Origin of the sequence: Flavobacterium litorale (assembly GCF_019613795.1) — a bacterium.
Classification (GTDB): Bacteria; Bacteroidota; Bacteroidia; order Flavobacteriales; family Flavobacteriaceae; genus Flavobacterium; species Flavobacterium litorale.
This window is the reverse complement of the sequence record NZ_CP080429.1, coordinates 1,762,904-1,777,337: the sequence shown is the minus strand read 5'-3', so window position 1 is coordinate 1,777,337 and position 14,434 is coordinate 1,762,904. Positions and strand designations below refer to the sequence as shown.

The following is a 14,434-nucleotide window of genomic DNA, read 5'->3' as shown; positions in this document are numbered from 1 at the left end:
ATATCTTGCGTTACAAAAGCAAACGTATTTTAGCATGCACTTATATCAAAACCAAACGTTAAAGATATACAACTCTTTAACTGGAGAGAAAGAACTTTTTAAACCCATACACCAAGGTAATGTTGGCATGTATGTATGTGGCCCAACAGTATACAGTAATGTACACCTTGGTAACTGCCGTACGTTTATCTCTTTCGATTTGGTTTTTCGCTACCTTAAACACTTAGGGTATAAAGTGCGCTATGTTCGTAATATAACTGATGTAGGACATATTGAAGATGATGCTGACGAGGGTGAAGACAAAATTGCAAAAAAAGCACGTATTGAAAAGTTAGAACCTATGGAAATTGTACAGCAGTACGCTGTAGATTTTCATCAGATAATGGAACTTTTTAACGCCTTTCCTCCTAGTATAGAGCCTACTGCTACTGGACATATTATTGAACAAATACAAACCATACAAAATATTATTGATAATGGTTTCGGTTACGAGTCCGAAGGCTCAGTTTACTTTGATGTTGTAAAGTTTAATAAAGATTACAACTACGGGAAACTTAGCGGACGTAATATTGAAGATATGATAGCCAATACCCGTGAGCTATCGGGACAGACGGAAAAAAGAAATCCGCAAGATTTTGCACTTTGGAAAAAAGCCGAACCGCAACATATTATGCGTTGGCCTTCGCCTTGGGGCGACGGATTCCCAGGTTGGCATTTGGAGTGTACAGCTATGAGCACCAAATACCTTGGTGATAACTTTGATATACATGGTGGTGGTATGGATTTAAAATTCCCGCACCACGAATGCGAAATTGCACAAAACGAAGCAAGCACAGGCAAGTCGCCCGTTAACTATTGGATGCATGCCAACATGCTTACGCTTAATGGCAAAAAAATGTCAAAATCTACAGGGAATAATATATTACCCCGCGAAATATTTTCGGGTAACAACACCATACTAAGTAAAGCTTTTAGCCCATCTGTAGCCCGCTTTTTTATTATGCAGGCACATTACAGAAGCATCTTAGATTTCTCTAACGATGCCATATTAGCTGCCGAAAAAGGTTTTAACCGATTAATGGAGGCGTTGGACAATTTAAAAACGATAAAACCTAGTGCAACATCCTCATTAGATATCGCTGCATGGAAACAATCTTGCTACGATGCCATGAACGACGATTTTAACAGCCCTATACTTATTGCACAACTGTTTGAGGCCGTTCGTTACATTAACCTAATAAAAGAGGATAAAGAAACTATTACCGCTAGTGACTTTGAGGTACTAAGCAAAACATTAAATGCCTTTGTATTTGATGTACTCGGACTTAAAAAGGAAACAGAGAATAATAGCAATAACGATAAGATGGAAGGCTTAGTTACTATGCTTATAGGCATGCGAAACGAAGCCCGTGCCAATAAAAATTTTGCACTCTCTGACCAAATAAGAGATAAGCTTAACGATTTAGGTATTGCTATTAAAGATACTAAAGAGGGTACTACTTTTTCAATACTATAAATAATATGAAATTGGGTAAAATAGCCATACTACCTTTTGTAGCATTGGTGCGCTTTTACCAGCAAGGCATATCTCCCTTTTTACCTTCTGCGTGCAGGTACTCCCCTACCTGCTCACACTACACTATTGAGGCTTTACAAACACATGGTTTGTTTAAAGGCGGATGGCTAGCCACAAAACGTATACTAAGTTGCAACCCTTGGGGTGGAAAAGGGTATGACCCCGTACCTACAAAAAAATGCAACCATAAACATTAGTAGTTTTTTATAGGTAGTAAAAAGCATTTATTTAAATTTACAACAAAATATTAATCGTATAAAAATGGCACACGCTTTAAGCATTGTTTGGAATCCTTCGGAAGGTATAGATCTCGGTTTTTTTATGATACGCTACTACAGCCTAATGTTTGTAATAGCCTTTGGTTTAGGATGGTATTTAACTAAAAAGATATTTGACCGCGAAGGTGAGCCTGTAGAGATGTTAGATAAGTTATTTATTTACACCCTAGTAGCTACACTTTTAGGAGCAAGGTTAGGGCATGTTTTCTTTTACGATTGGGATTATTTTAGCCAACACCCCGAAGAGATACTACTCCCCTTTAGGTTTAAACCTGAGTTTGAATTTACTGGGTTTGCAGGGCTTGCAAGCCATGGTGCCGCTATAGCCATTATTATTACTATGGTATATTACAGCAAAAACATAATTAAAAGACCTTTACTATGGGTGTTGGACAGAATTGTAATAGCTGTAACTAGCGGTGGTGTTTTTGTACGCTTTGGTAATTTTATGAATTCTGAGATACTAGGCGAAAAAACCGATAAGAGCCTAGCTACTGCAGTAAAGTTTGTTAGGAGTGAGGACGACATGAGTAAGTCCAAAGCCATGAGCATCACCAAAACAAATGATTACAACCAAGCGTACAACCTTATTGAAAAAGACCCACAGTTTTCGGATGTATTAGCAGGCATACCCTATCGTCATCCAGCACAATTGTATGAAGCTGCAGGTTATGTTATTGTGTTTATTATTATATACTACATGTACTGGAAAACCGATGCTCGTAAAAATCGTGGGCTTATATTTGGTACTTTCTTGGTATTGTTATGGACGGTACGATTTATGGTGGAGTTTGTAAAGAAAAGCCAAGGTGGCTTTGAAGGCGAAAATCCAATACTGTTAACAGGGCAATGGTTAAGCATACCCTTTATACTAGCAGGAATTTACTTTATAGTAACTGCAAAAAACCGAAGAGAAACGTTATAATTTTCCACATAACATTGCTACAAACAAAAACCGCCCAATTGGGCGGTTTTTTAGTTTAAACTATTTACTATTTAACTTATTCTGTTAACTTAAAGTTGTACTCTATTGTACCTACCTGCTTGTCGGCATCGCCTTCATCAAACTTAGCATTTAATGCCGCAGCTCGGGCTTGGTCTTGTAAGCATTTAGCCGTATTTGTAGTGCCTCTGGCACCTGGCGTAGCCGATGTTACTTTACCATTTTTATCAACTGTAATTTGTACTACTACCTTACCCTGCTCGTTACAGGTATAATCAGGGTTAGGCAATGCTAGTGCTTTACGCCCTTCAAGGTTATATTTACCTTTGCCTGTTCCTGTAGTACCTCCGCCTTGACCATAACCTCCACTAAGGCTACCATCTACTTTACCAGCATCACCAGGCTTATCATCTTTACCTTGTCCTCCTTCTGATTTTCCATCTGATTTTGGACCATTTAGGATGCTCGACAGGGCATCTGTTGTACTTTTAGAGGGTGTTGGTGGTTCAGGGTCTGGTTTGGGTTTTACAGGCTCTTCTTTAGGCTTTTTTTGTTCTTTGGGTTTTTCCTTTGTAATTACAGGGGCATCATCAACGTCTTGCGTTACTACATCATCTACCGTAGGGGTAGGCTCTGTAGGGGTCGATTCTGTAGGTTGTGGTGCCGATTTTATCGGTTCGGTAGGTTGTACATCGCCCATACCCGTATCAGTAGTACCAAAGTTAATGGCAATACCGTTTTCGGGTGGCGGATCCATGTAGGTCATTCCTAAAAATAGGCACAAAAGGAGGAGCAGCGCAAAAATGGCTGCCGTAATACCAAATGATTTTTTTTCTTCTTTTGTTTCCAAATATTTCATAACCACTTATTTTGGGTCTACTGCCAATACTATTTTATACTGGTTTCTGTAAGCTATATCCATAACTGCAACTGCTTTCTCAATAGGTACGCCTTGTTCTGCACGTAGCACTATCGCTTTACCTTCTGTACCAGAAAGCAAGCCTGTGAGTGTTGCTTCTAAATTATCAGCAGCTACAGGTTCGGTATCTATATAATACTCTAGGTCTTTTGTTATGTTTACCGATACGTTTTGGTTATTCTCGGTTCTGCCTTTTGCTTTTGGTAAGTTTAGGTCGAGCGCACTGGTAGTAACCATAGTAGAGGTAATCATAAAGAATATCAATAACAGGAATACAATATCCGTCATTGATGACATATTAAACTCGGGTGTTACCCTATTTCTACTTCTAAACTGCATAATTATACGGGGTCGTTTAACAGGTCTAGAAACTCTACTGCAGTAGCTTCCATCTGGTTTACAATTTTATCCGTTTTAACTACAAGGTGGTTGTACCCTATGTAGGCTAATACACCTACTATAAGCCCTACTACAGTTGTAGTCATGGCGGTATATATACCACCAGCCAAAAGGTCTATTTGTATTTGCCCTCCGCCCTTTTCTATCTCAAAAAATACTAGTATCATACCTACTACGGTACCCAAAAAACCAATCATGGGTCCTGCACCCGATATAGTAGCTAGTATACTTACGTTTTTCTCCAAATTATATATTTCTAGCTTACCTGCATTTTCTATAGCTGTATTAATATCTTCTAGTGGTTTACCTATGCGCGATATTCCTTTTTCTACTAAACGTGATACGGGTGTGTTGGTGTGTTGGCAAAGTAGCTTAGCACTATCAAAACGTCTGTTGGTAATATGGTCACGAATTTGGTTCATAAACCCTTTATCTATTTTAGAGGCTTCTTTTAGTGCCAATGTTCTTTCGATGTACAAATAAATGGCTACGAACAATAGTACTGCAAGCACAATTACAATAATCTGCCCACCAATACCACCACTAGTTAGTAAATCCCAAATAGATAATGTTTTTTCAACAGGTTCGCCTCCTTCTAAAAGCGCTTCGTTAGCTACTGCTAGGCTGTCGGGATCTTGAATGTTTAGCATAGAAAAATAATACTTTAAATTGTTTTATAATTTAACGCTAATATAGCTTAAAAATTGTTTTTATGCACATTGGTATGCAGTAAGTACTATATAAACAAAAAAACCTGCTTAAAAAATAAGCAGGTTTGTAATTTTAGTAATGTGCTATTTGTTTATTCGGTAGCAGTAGCATCAACCTGTGGGTTGCGCTCCTCCTCCATTTTAGCTTTATCTTTTTCCGATACTGTATCTACTAGTATTGGGGTTGCAATAAATAGTGATGAGTATGTACCTACTAGGATACCTACAAGCATTGCGAATATGAATCCTTGTATTGACTCGCCACCAAATATAAACATGATTAATAATACGAATATTACCGTAAGCGATGTATTAATTGTTCTGGCAATGGTAGCATTTACTGATGTATTTACTACTTGTTTAAATGTACCTGGCATTTTGCTAGCAAGGAACTCTCGTACCCTATCAAACACAATAACGGTATCATTTAAGGAGTAACCTATAACGGTTAGTATGGCTGCAATAAAGTGCTGGTTCATTTCCATTTGGAATGGTGCAAACTTATAGAATGCAGAGTAGATACCTAGTACTATAATAACATCGTGTGCTACGGCTGCAACGGCACCAAGGCTGTACTGCCATCTTCTAAAACTTATCATTAGGTACAGGAATACCATAGCTAACGAGCCTGATACTGCCCAATACGAATTGGTTTTAATATCGTCTGCAATAGTAGGTCCTACTTTTGCCGCTTGCATTATACCTACTTCTTTACCTTCGTAAGTGTTTACAAATTGGTCGTATGTAATATTGTTTGTGTAATGTTTTTTAAGGTTATCATACATTATTCTGTTAACTTCTTGGTCGGCTTCAATACCGTGCTCATCTACTTTATACTTTGTTGTAATACGTAGCTGAGATGATTCTCCAAATACTTTAACATCTACACCGCTATTAAAAGCCGTTTCAGAAGAAAGATCGCTCTTAATCTCTTCAATAGGTGCTTCCTGCTCAAAGCGTACTTGGAATGTTCTACCTCCTACGAAATCAATACCTTGGTCAAGACCATTGGTAAAGAATGAAACAAAACTAAGTGCTATTAATACTGCAGAAACAGCATAGGCAATTTTTCTTTTGGCAATGAAATTAAAGTTGAAGTTTCTGAACCAGTTTTTAGATAATTTGGTATCGAAGGTAAGGCTTTCGTTTTTACCCATATCTAAAAGCATTCTTGTTATAAATATGGCTGTAAATAAAGAGGTAACAATACCTATAAGTAATGTAGTTGCAAAACCTTTTACTGGACCTGTACCAAATAATAACAGTACTAAACCTGTTAGGAATGTGGTAACGTTAGCATCGGTAATGGCAGACATTGCTCCTTTCCAGCTAAATGCAATTTTAATGGATTCGTCTACTGTTTTACCCGAGCGTAATTCTTCTTTCGCCCGTTCGTAAATAATTATATTGGCATCTACGGCGGTACCCATAGTAAGTACAATACCTGCAATACCTGGTAATGTAAGTACAGCACCTATACTTGCAAGGAAACCAAATAGTAATAAAAGGTTTACAATAAGTGCAATGTTGGCGTATAAACCAGCTTTACCGTAGTATATCATCATCCATAGTGAGATTAATAATAATCCTACTACGGCAGAGTTAATACCGTTATCAATAGCTTCCTGACCTAATGATGGTCCTACTACTTCTGATTGTATAATATCAGCAGAGGCAGGAAGTTTACCTGCTCTTAATATGTTAGCTAAATCTTCTGTTTCTGAAATATCAAAAGAACCTGAGATTACAGAGTTTCCTCCAGAAATTGCTCCTGTGGTAACACTTGGTGCAGAGTATACTACATTATCGAGCACAATGGCTATATAGCCTTGTTCTGAAAATGCTTTTCCTGTCATTTTCTCCCAAATTTGTGCTCCTTTAGTATTCATCTGCATTTCTACAGATGGTTTACCCAATTGGTCAAAAGTAGCTCTTGCCCCTGTTATAACGTTTCCGCTTAATTGTGGTATGTTTTGTCTGTTGCTTTTTAATGCATAAAGGTCTAAACTATCTTTAGAACGTTTTGCATCCTCTTTACCCCAAGCAAAACGTGCAAAACGTTGCTCGCCTGTTAATAATGAGCGGATATCCGAACGTTGCAACCAACTGTTAATTTTAGCAGTATCTTTTACAGCAACTTTACCAAGTACTGGACCTCCTACAATTTGTAATTTATCAAATAACGGATTGTTAGCCTCTTCAGTAGCTGTAGAGTCTTCAGCAGCATCGGTAAGTAAAGCATCAATATCAGAGGCTGGTTGCTCCTCATCTGTAGTAACTTTTTCTTCTTCTTTTTCTGTTTCTTTTAGCGTTTGGTTGGCTGCAAATAAAAAGTTTTGCATATCGGTTACTCTGTATGCTTCCCAAAACTCTAATTGTGCTGTACTTTGTAGTAGTTTTTTAACACGGTCTATATCTTTAGCACCTGGTAATTCTACCAATATTCTACCCGATTCTCCTAAACGTTGGATGTTGGGTTGTACTACACCAAATTTATCAATACGCTCAGAAAGTACTAAGAAGGCACTATTTATTGACTCACTTACTTTTCTTTTGATAACATTTTTAACTTCCTCATCAGTCATTTTAATGTTAACATCATCTCCCATTATTCTGTTGGTAAACAGCTCTGGAGAAGCAAGTTTAACGCTACCGTTAGACTCTTTATCAAAAGCAATAAAAAAAGCATCTATATAATCCTGATTACCTTGTCTTTCCTCAGTCGCTCTATCCAACGATTTGTTTAAAACAGCGTTAGACGAGTTATTGGCAAGCCCTTTAATGATATCTTTTACAGATATTTCTAGAATAACGTTGATACCTCCCTCAAGGTCAAGTCCTTTATTTATTTGCTTATCTCTTACTTCGCTATAGGTATATCCTAAAACTGGATAAACTTCTATATCTTTTATCGAGTCTAAGTATCTGCGTTCTGCCTTAGCATCGCCATTAGCATATTCTTTCGCATCATCTTGTATTCCGTTAGAAACGAATGTAAAAGAAAGCTGGTAAATACATACTAGCGCAAGTAAAATTGCGAAAAATTTAATGAGTCCCTTATTCTGCATTGGTACTAAAAATTAATTATTCCATTTTTTAAAAACGAGCAAATATATAATTTACCCAAAGATTAAACAATATATTTGCTAATTATATCTTAAAAAAAAGGCTGCCATTGGCAGCCTTAAGTTTTCTGGTTATATGCGTTACGCTAATACTGATTTTAGCGCATCGTTCATATTGCGTACAGCGTCGGCACTTTTACTAAATAATGCCTTCTCTTTATCATCAAGATTAACATCTACTATAGCCTCTATACCGTTTTTACCAATAAGGCAGGGTACACCCATACATATATCTTCTTGTCCGTACTCCCCTTCTAGTAACACAGAGCAAGGTATCATTTTCTTTTGGTCGTTTAATATACTGTCTACAAGGTACGCTACTGATGCTCCTGGAGCATACCAAGCCGAAGTACCTAGTAATCCTGTAAGTGTAGCACCTCCTACCATAGTATCGGCAGCTACTTTATCCAACACATCTTGTGCAAGGAAATTAGATACTGGGCTACCGTTGTATGATGCAAGTCTTGTAAGTGGTATCATAGTAGTATCGCCATGTCCACCAATAACCATACCTTGTACATCATTAGCAGGTCTGTCCAAAGCTGTAGATAGGAAGTATTTAAAACGTGAACTATCTAGTGCACCACCCATACCTATAATTCTATTTTTAGGTAATCCTGTAGCCTTTAGTGTTAAATACGTCATGGTATCCATTGGATTAGATACTACTACAATAATTGCTTCTGGTGAGTGCTCTAATACATTATCTGATACTGATTTTACAATTCCTGCATTTATACCTATAAGCTCCTCACGCGTCATGCCTGGCTTTCTTGGTATACCCGATGTAATTACTACCACATCACTACCTGCTGTTTTCGTATAATCGTTAGTACTCCCTATAACTCTGGTATTAAAACCAGTAGTGGTAGCACATTGCATAATATCCATAGCTTTACCTTCGGCAAAACCCTCTTTAATGTCTAGTAAAACGACTTCGCTAGCAATACCTCTATACGATATAACATCTGCACAGGTAGCTCCTACATTACCGGCTCCTACAATTGTAACTTTCATATTAAAATGTCTTTTTAAGAAATTGGTTAATTTTTATTAAAATAAATATTGCAAAGAAATATTTGTGTTTACAAATTTACCAAAAGCAAGGATAGATTGTATAGAAAAATTATTAATTTTATAAGAAATCGAGCCTTCTCCTATATAATTTACCTTTGTTTTGTATATTTCGCGTAACCTAACGTTGAGTACTTGTTGTAAAGGCAATAGCTCTTCTATACTTCCTTTCTCGCCTCCTACAGCATATTCTATATCACTTGTAGTTATTATAAAACCTCCCATAAGCTCAAAATCGCCTAACTCTTTAGCGCCGTTTAATTGGAATTGCCACGTATCTACAAGCCCATTTATTTCGCTTATACCGAGCGTACCATAATTGGTTTCGATATCTAAAAAATTAAACGAAACTTCTTCTTTAGAATATCCTGCTAAAATGGCTAAATGTATTTTTTTACTCTCCAAGCTTTTAAAGTAATTGCTAATATTGTGTTTTAGCCCCACTCCGTATACTTGGTAGTTACTTTTTTTAAGCCTTACTTTTGATGAGTACTTTACAATTACCTCAGTATCGAACCACAAGGCTAAAGAGGCTTGCAAGTAAGGGTATACTACTGTTTGCATATCGATGCCTTGAGGAGTTTCTAGACGCACCTCATCATCTCCTAATTGCCCCGATAAATACACTTGATTATCGTTACCCAGAGCCGTAGGTACAGTTGCTGATGTTCCTTCTTCTAACTGAAAAAAAGTAAAATCGTTGTTGTTAATGGTAAACTCCCTATCGCGCTTAGGCGTAAAAAAGATATTGGTATGAATACCTACAGATACATCCCAAAGCTCATGCGCCTGCGGTGTGGTAACCCAACCCGAAACGGATTGGTATATGGCAGCATCAGTAGCGGGTGTTATGTATTGGTCCGAAAAAAATAGGGCATCGTTAATTAGATGCCCCATTTGTTCTATAACAGCAGTATCCGACTGCGCTGTAACTTTACCTGTAGTAACAAGTAAAGTTGCAGTAAATAATACGGTATGTATCGACTTACGCATCAATATTCGCATAGGCTGCGTTTTTCTCTATAAATTCTCGTCTTGGCGGTACTTCATCGCCCATAAGCATCGAGAATATTCTGTCTGCTTCTGCAAGGCTATCAATATTTACCTGACGTAGTGTTCGGTATTCTGGATCCATAGTAGTATCCCAAAGCTGCTCGGCGTTCATCTCTCCAAGACCTTTATAACGCTGAATGTTGGCACTACCGCCCATTCTCTCGTTAATCATATCCCGTTGGTTGTCTGTCCAAGCATATTCTTTCTTATTTCCTTTTTTAACTAGGTATAAAGGTGGTGTTGCTATATAAACGTGTCCACTCTCTATCAATTCCTTCATAAATCGGAAGAAGAACGTAAGTATTAGTGTAGAAATATGGCTACCATCAACATCGGCATCACACATAATTACTACTTTGTGGTAACGTAGCTTTTCTAGGTTAAGTGCCTTGCTATCTTCCTCTGTACCTACGGTTACGCCTAATGCAGTAAATATGTTACGTATCTCTTCGTTTTCAAATACCTTGTGTTGCATAGCTTTTTCAACGTTAAGTATTTTACCGCGTAAGGGTAATATGGCTTGGAAAGCTCTGTCTCGACCTTGCTTTGCTGTACCCCCTGCCGAGTCTCCCTCTACAAGGAATATTTCGCATTTTGCAGGGTCTTGCTCCGAACAATCGGATAATTTACCCGGCAATCCGCCACCGCCCATAACGGTTTTACGCTGTACCATTTCGCGTGCTTTTTTAGCAGCGTGGCGCGCTTGTGCAGCTAATATTACTTTTTGTACTATTAGTTTAGCATCGTTAGGGTTTTCTTCGAGATAATTCTCCAGCATTTCAGACACTGCCTGGCTTACAGGAGCAACAACCTCACGGTTACCTAACTTGGTTTTGGTTTGCCCTTCAAATTGTGGCTCTTGTACTTTAACGGATATAATAGCGGTAAGCCCTTCACGGAAATCATCTCCTGATATTTCGAACTTCAGCTTATCCAACATACCAGAACTATCGGCATATTTTTTAAGGGTATTGGTAAGCCCTCGTCTGAATCCAGAAAGGTGTGTACCCCCCTCGTGGGTATTAATGTTATTTACGTACGAGAATATATTCTCCGAGTAGCTTGTATTGTATATAAGGGCAACCTCTACAGGGATGTCGCCTTTATCGGTTTCCATACTAATAACGCTAGATGTAATCGGCTCGCGATTACCATCCAGAAAACGTACAAACTCTTTTAGTCCTTCATCAGAATGAAAAACTTCTGACAAATACTCACCCTTTTCGTTTTTCTCACGCTTATCTGTAAGTGTTACCGTAATGCCTTTGTTAAGGAAAGATAACTCACGCATACGTGATGCAAGTGTATCGTATGAAAACTCGGTAGTTTGTGTAAATATAGAATCGTCAGGATAAAAAGTTTGTATTGTACCTTTTTTATCTGTTGTTCCTATTTGTTTTACAGGGTATAACGATTTACCTCGCTCGTACTCCTGCTCGTATATTTTACCGTCTCTGTAAACGGTAGAGCGCATGTGTTTGGATAATGCATTTACTACTGATACACCAACACCGTGCAAACCTCCAGATACTTTGTAAGAATCTTTATCAAACTTACCGCCCGCACCAATTTTGGTCATTACAACCTCTAGTGCCGATACGCCTTCTTTTTTATGTAAATCTACAGGGATACCACGTCCGTTATCTTCAACGGTTACAGAATTATCTTCGTTTATAGTAACGCCAATAGTATCGCAGTAACCTCCCATAGCTTCGTCAATGGAGTTATCTACTACCTCGTACACTAAATGGTGTAAACCACGTACGCCTACGTCTCCAATATACATGGAAGGGCGCATCCTTACGTGTTCCATTCCCTCTAGCGCCTGAATACTATCTGCTGAATAATTATGCTTCTTTATTTCTTCATTTTCACTCATAAAAAACGGGTCTTAACGAAATTTTAAGTTTAACGAACAAATATAACAAAACACAAGGGATAATGCTATTTTTAGACCTGTTTTGATGGTTGAGTTATTAACAATTTATTAATAATTGATGCAGGTTGAATTATATTACGAGCCTCGACGTAAATATAATAGCAGGCTGTTTAAATTATTGTAAAAAATTAGGCTATAGCTTTAATACAATATGTTGTTGTACCAATCTCAAAACTATCTCCTATTTTCATACCCATAACTTTACTTCCTAATGGCGATTGTGATGATAGGGCAATTATAGTATGCCCATCTACCGTTATTTTGGGTAATGCTAGACTAATAAACAAGTACATGGTATTGGCTTTTACCAAGCCACCTATGGCTATTTTATTATGAACAATTTTAGCATCTATTTTTTCGAGAAATGCTTTTTGTTGTAGTATTTCACCTAATTTAGCATTTAGTTTTTCCTGTTCTAAATGCATCATCGATAAGGCTGTTTCGTGCTTGTCGCCTGCTGAGCCTTTGGCATCGTTTTTAGCATCTTCGGTAAGGGCAGCAATCATATCTCTAAAAGCATCCTCCCTGTCCTGTACTTGCTGCTTATAATAGTGTACTACTTTTTGTTTTAGGTCTTGCATTAGTTTATAAAACCTACAAGGACTTAAAGACCTTGCAGGATTAGATTATTTTGTAATTACATTAAAAATTAAACTTGTACGATGCTCCTAGCATAAATTGGAAGCTCTGTACGGGATAATTTACCCATCGCTGATAGTCTTGGCTTGCTATATTGTTGAGCCTTAAAAACCCTGAAAGGCGCTCGTTATAATTATAACCTACATTAGCATTAATATCAAAAAAGCTATCAAGTGTTATAACTTCATTAGAACCTTCTGGCGTTGCATCTAAAATTCGGATTATATCTTTTCTTTCGCCCACAAAAAATAAATTAGCACCTGCGTACCATTTTTTGGTAATATCTACATCTAAAGTAGCTCCTATTTTAATTTCGGGTAAATTCCAAGCTTCTTGTAAATCGGTATCGTAACTGTAGTACGTACCGTTAATACCTGCACGTACCGTTTTAGAAAAATCGGCTTTTAACTCCCCAAAGAAACTAATTGTTGTTAGTTTGTTGTACACTACATTAAACGAATTGCCGTATTCGTACCCCTCAAACTGAGAGGGTGTAAAAGCAGATGAAAGAATATTATTTACAAAAAAGGCTCTGTTATCTTCATTCATATACGAACCACGAACGTTGTACGCTACGTTACTGGCTAACTTACCTTTTAACCCTACATATACATCATACTGTTGGTCGGTTGGGGCTATACCAAATGTTGGTGATACAAATGGGTTTTCCATAACAAATTGTTCGTAAGAGTTTTGCCTTAACTCACCCTCTGCACCTGCATAGGCTACCATAAGGTCGCCCACTACTTTGTATGAGGCTTGTACTTGAGGGTAGATATAAAAGTTACTATCGCTTTCGCCATTGGTGTCGCCTATACTGTAAAAAAGGGCTGCTCCTAAATTAACCGATAAATCGTCGCGCTGAAATATTATACTTGGTTTTGCACCAAAATTAAAGTAGCTATAATCTTGCCCCTCCTCGGTTAGGTAGCCTTTATTGAATGTTGTACTTACATAATCGGCAATAACATCCAATTTTATTTTTTCGCTCATCACACTCACGTCGAATGAGGGGTTGAGTATAAATCGGTTTTCTGCCGAATCGAAAGCATCCCAAAAACGTTTAAATTGTAACGAAGCTCCTTCAAAAACACTTTCTTTCATACTAATATCTCCTGCTATGTTTAGGGTATGGTAGGTTTGGGTTTCATCAATCCCCTTAACAGCATCTTCGGTAAATGTTACATAATCTACAGGTAAACCGTACCAATTATAGGTTTGGTTTTGGTAACCTAAATCGGCATTCCAGCTGTAACCTTGTTGCCTGTTACCGTACGTAAGGTCGATACCTGTGTTGTAATACTGGTCGTCCAATACAATATCGTCAATACCACCTTGCGATGATAGGTGGCGTAACATACCGCCTATATATTCGTTTCTGTTTAAGTTTTCGGTAGCAAAAAGTTCGGCATTTATAGTACCATAATTACCAATACCTAACAAGGCATAGTTATTAAACAGCTTTTCGCGTTTAGGGCGTTCTACCCCCGCTGCTTTACCTTTTGCTGGTGTAAAGGTTGAGGCTACTGGAAACGAAAAAATATTGTACTCTATAACTTCTTTTTGCATATTCTCGTCGTCCTCTATTACAGGGGTTTCCTTTACCTTAAAAGCGTCGGATACCGTTGGTGTATAGGGGCGCACCACATTTACCACTTCTGTACCTATATTTTCATCTTTCTTTTGCGCATGTGTAACCTGAAAAATTCCTAATGTTACAAGTATTGCTATAGTATATCTGAATTTGATTTTCATAATCAATAATTATAAGATGCTTGG

At 37.7% G+C, this 14,434-nt stretch carries 12 protein-coding genes; 3 read left to right on the top strand and 9 right to left on the bottom strand.

Annotated features, from left to right (window positions below):
* The first annotated feature begins 34 nt into the window (after positions 1–34).
* The 3 genes from cysS (at position 35) to lgt (ending at position 2,779) form a co-directional block, all read left to right on the top strand.
* Positions 35–1,516, top strand: coding sequence for a cysteine--tRNA ligase (gene cysS / locus K1I41_RS08035; protein ID WP_220639849.1), 1,482 nt, complete (start codon positions 35–37; stop codon positions 1,514–1,516).
* Between the two features lie 5 nt (positions 1,517–1,521).
* A complete protein-coding gene (gene yidD, locus K1I41_RS08030; protein WP_220639848.1) occupies positions 1,522–1,773 on the top strand; it encodes a membrane protein insertion efficiency factor YidD in 252 nt (83 codons plus the stop codon).
* Between the two features lie 64 nt (positions 1,774–1,837).
* Complete coding sequence (gene lgt / locus K1I41_RS08025; protein ID WP_220639847.1) at positions 1,838–2,779, top strand: prolipoprotein diacylglyceryl transferase; 942 nt, start codon at positions 1,838–1,840, stop codon at positions 2,777–2,779.
* 76 nt (positions 2,780–2,855) lie between these two features.
* Here lgt and K1I41_RS08020 read toward each other — a convergent pair whose 3' ends face one another.
* The 9 genes from K1I41_RS08020 to K1I41_RS07980 all read right to left on the bottom strand — a co-directional run bounded on the left by K1I41_RS08020 (position 2,856) and on the right by K1I41_RS07980 (position 14,410).
* On the bottom strand, positions 2,856–3,656 hold the full coding sequence (locus K1I41_RS08020; protein ID WP_220639846.1) for an energy transducer TonB family protein: 801 nt from the start codon (positions 3,654–3,656) through the stop codon (positions 2,856–2,858).
* Positions 3,657–3,662: 6 nt separating this feature from the next.
* On the bottom strand, positions 3,663–4,055 hold the full coding sequence (locus K1I41_RS08015; RefSeq protein WP_220639845.1) for an ExbD/TolR family protein: 393 nt from the start codon (positions 4,053–4,055) through the stop codon (positions 3,663–3,665).
* Positions 4,056–4,057: 2 nt separating this feature from the next.
* Positions 4,058–4,765 (bottom strand): MotA/TolQ/ExbB proton channel family protein, encoded by a 708-nt coding sequence (locus tag K1I41_RS08010; protein ID WP_220639844.1) that lies wholly within the window; start codon positions 4,763–4,765, stop codon positions 4,058–4,060.
* Between the two features lie 152 nt (positions 4,766–4,917).
* Positions 4,918–7,893, bottom strand: coding sequence for a protein translocase subunit SecDF (secDF, locus tag K1I41_RS08005; RefSeq protein ID WP_220639843.1), 2,976 nt, complete (start codon positions 7,891–7,893; stop codon positions 4,918–4,920).
* Positions 7,894–8,031: 138 nt separating this feature from the next.
* Positions 8,032–8,967, bottom strand: coding sequence for a malate dehydrogenase (locus tag K1I41_RS08000; RefSeq protein WP_220639842.1), 936 nt, complete (start codon positions 8,965–8,967; stop codon positions 8,032–8,034).
* A gap of 36 nt (positions 8,968–9,003) precedes the next feature.
* Positions 9,004–10,029: a DUF6588 family protein gene (locus K1I41_RS07995; protein ID WP_255566901.1), complete on the bottom strand. Its 1,026-nt coding sequence runs from the start codon at positions 10,027–10,029 to the stop codon at positions 9,004–9,006.
* Entirely contained in the window at positions 10,010–11,956 is a 1,947-nt protein-coding gene (gyrB, locus tag K1I41_RS07990) for a DNA topoisomerase (ATP-hydrolyzing) subunit B (RefSeq protein WP_220639841.1), read from the bottom strand. Before gyrB ends, K1I41_RS07995 begins: the two co-directional genes overlap by 20 nt.
* Positions 11,957–12,144: 188 nt before the next feature.
* A complete protein-coding gene (locus tag K1I41_RS07985; RefSeq protein ID WP_220639840.1) occupies positions 12,145–12,597 on the bottom strand; it encodes a hypothetical protein in 453 nt (150 codons plus the stop codon).
* A gap of 61 nt (positions 12,598–12,658) precedes the next feature.
* The gene (locus tag K1I41_RS07980; RefSeq protein WP_220639839.1) at positions 12,659–14,410 is read right to left on the bottom strand and encodes a porin family protein; all 1,752 of its coding nucleotides are present in this window, start codon (positions 14,408–14,410) and stop codon (positions 12,659–12,661) included.
* Positions 14,411–14,434 lie beyond the last annotated feature (24 nt).

Coding starts and splice junctions, on each gene's coding strand:
- K1I41_RS07980 (WP_220639839.1), bottom strand. CDS start 14,410: ATGAAAATCAAATTCAGATATACTATAGCAATACTTGTAACATTAGGA.
- K1I41_RS08015 (WP_220639845.1), bottom strand. CDS start 4,055: ATGCAGTTTAGAAGTAGAAATAGGGTAACACCCGAGTTTAATATGTCA.
- yidD (WP_220639848.1), top strand. CDS start 1,522: ATGAAATTGGGTAAAATAGCCATACTACCTTTTGTAGCATTGGTGCGC.
- lgt (WP_220639847.1), top strand. CDS start 1,838: ATGGCACACGCTTTAAGCATTGTTTGGAATCCTTCGGAAGGTATAGAT.
- K1I41_RS08010 (WP_220639844.1), bottom strand. CDS start 4,765: ATGCTAAACATTCAAGATCCCGACAGCCTAGCAGTAGCTAACGAAGCG.
- K1I41_RS08000 (WP_220639842.1), bottom strand. CDS start 8,967: ATGAAAGTTACAATTGTAGGAGCCGGTAATGTAGGAGCTACCTGTGCA.
- K1I41_RS07985 (WP_220639840.1), bottom strand. CDS start 12,597: ATGCAAGACCTAAAACAAAAAGTAGTACACTATTATAAGCAGCAAGTA.
- K1I41_RS08020 (WP_220639846.1), bottom strand. CDS start 3,656: ATGAAATATTTGGAAACAAAAGAAGAAAAAAAATCATTTGGTATTACG.
- cysS (WP_220639849.1), top strand. CDS start 35: ATGCACTTATATCAAAACCAAACGTTAAAGATATACAACTCTTTAACT.
- secDF (WP_220639843.1), bottom strand. CDS start 7,893: ATGCAGAATAAGGGACTCATTAAATTTTTCGCAATTTTACTTGCGCTA.
- gyrB (WP_220639841.1), bottom strand. CDS start 11,956: ATGAGTGAAAATGAAGAAATAAAGAAGCATAATTATTCAGCAGATAGT.
- K1I41_RS07995 (WP_255566901.1), bottom strand. CDS start 10,029: ATGCGAATATTGATGCGTAAGTCGATACATACCGTATTATTTACTGCA.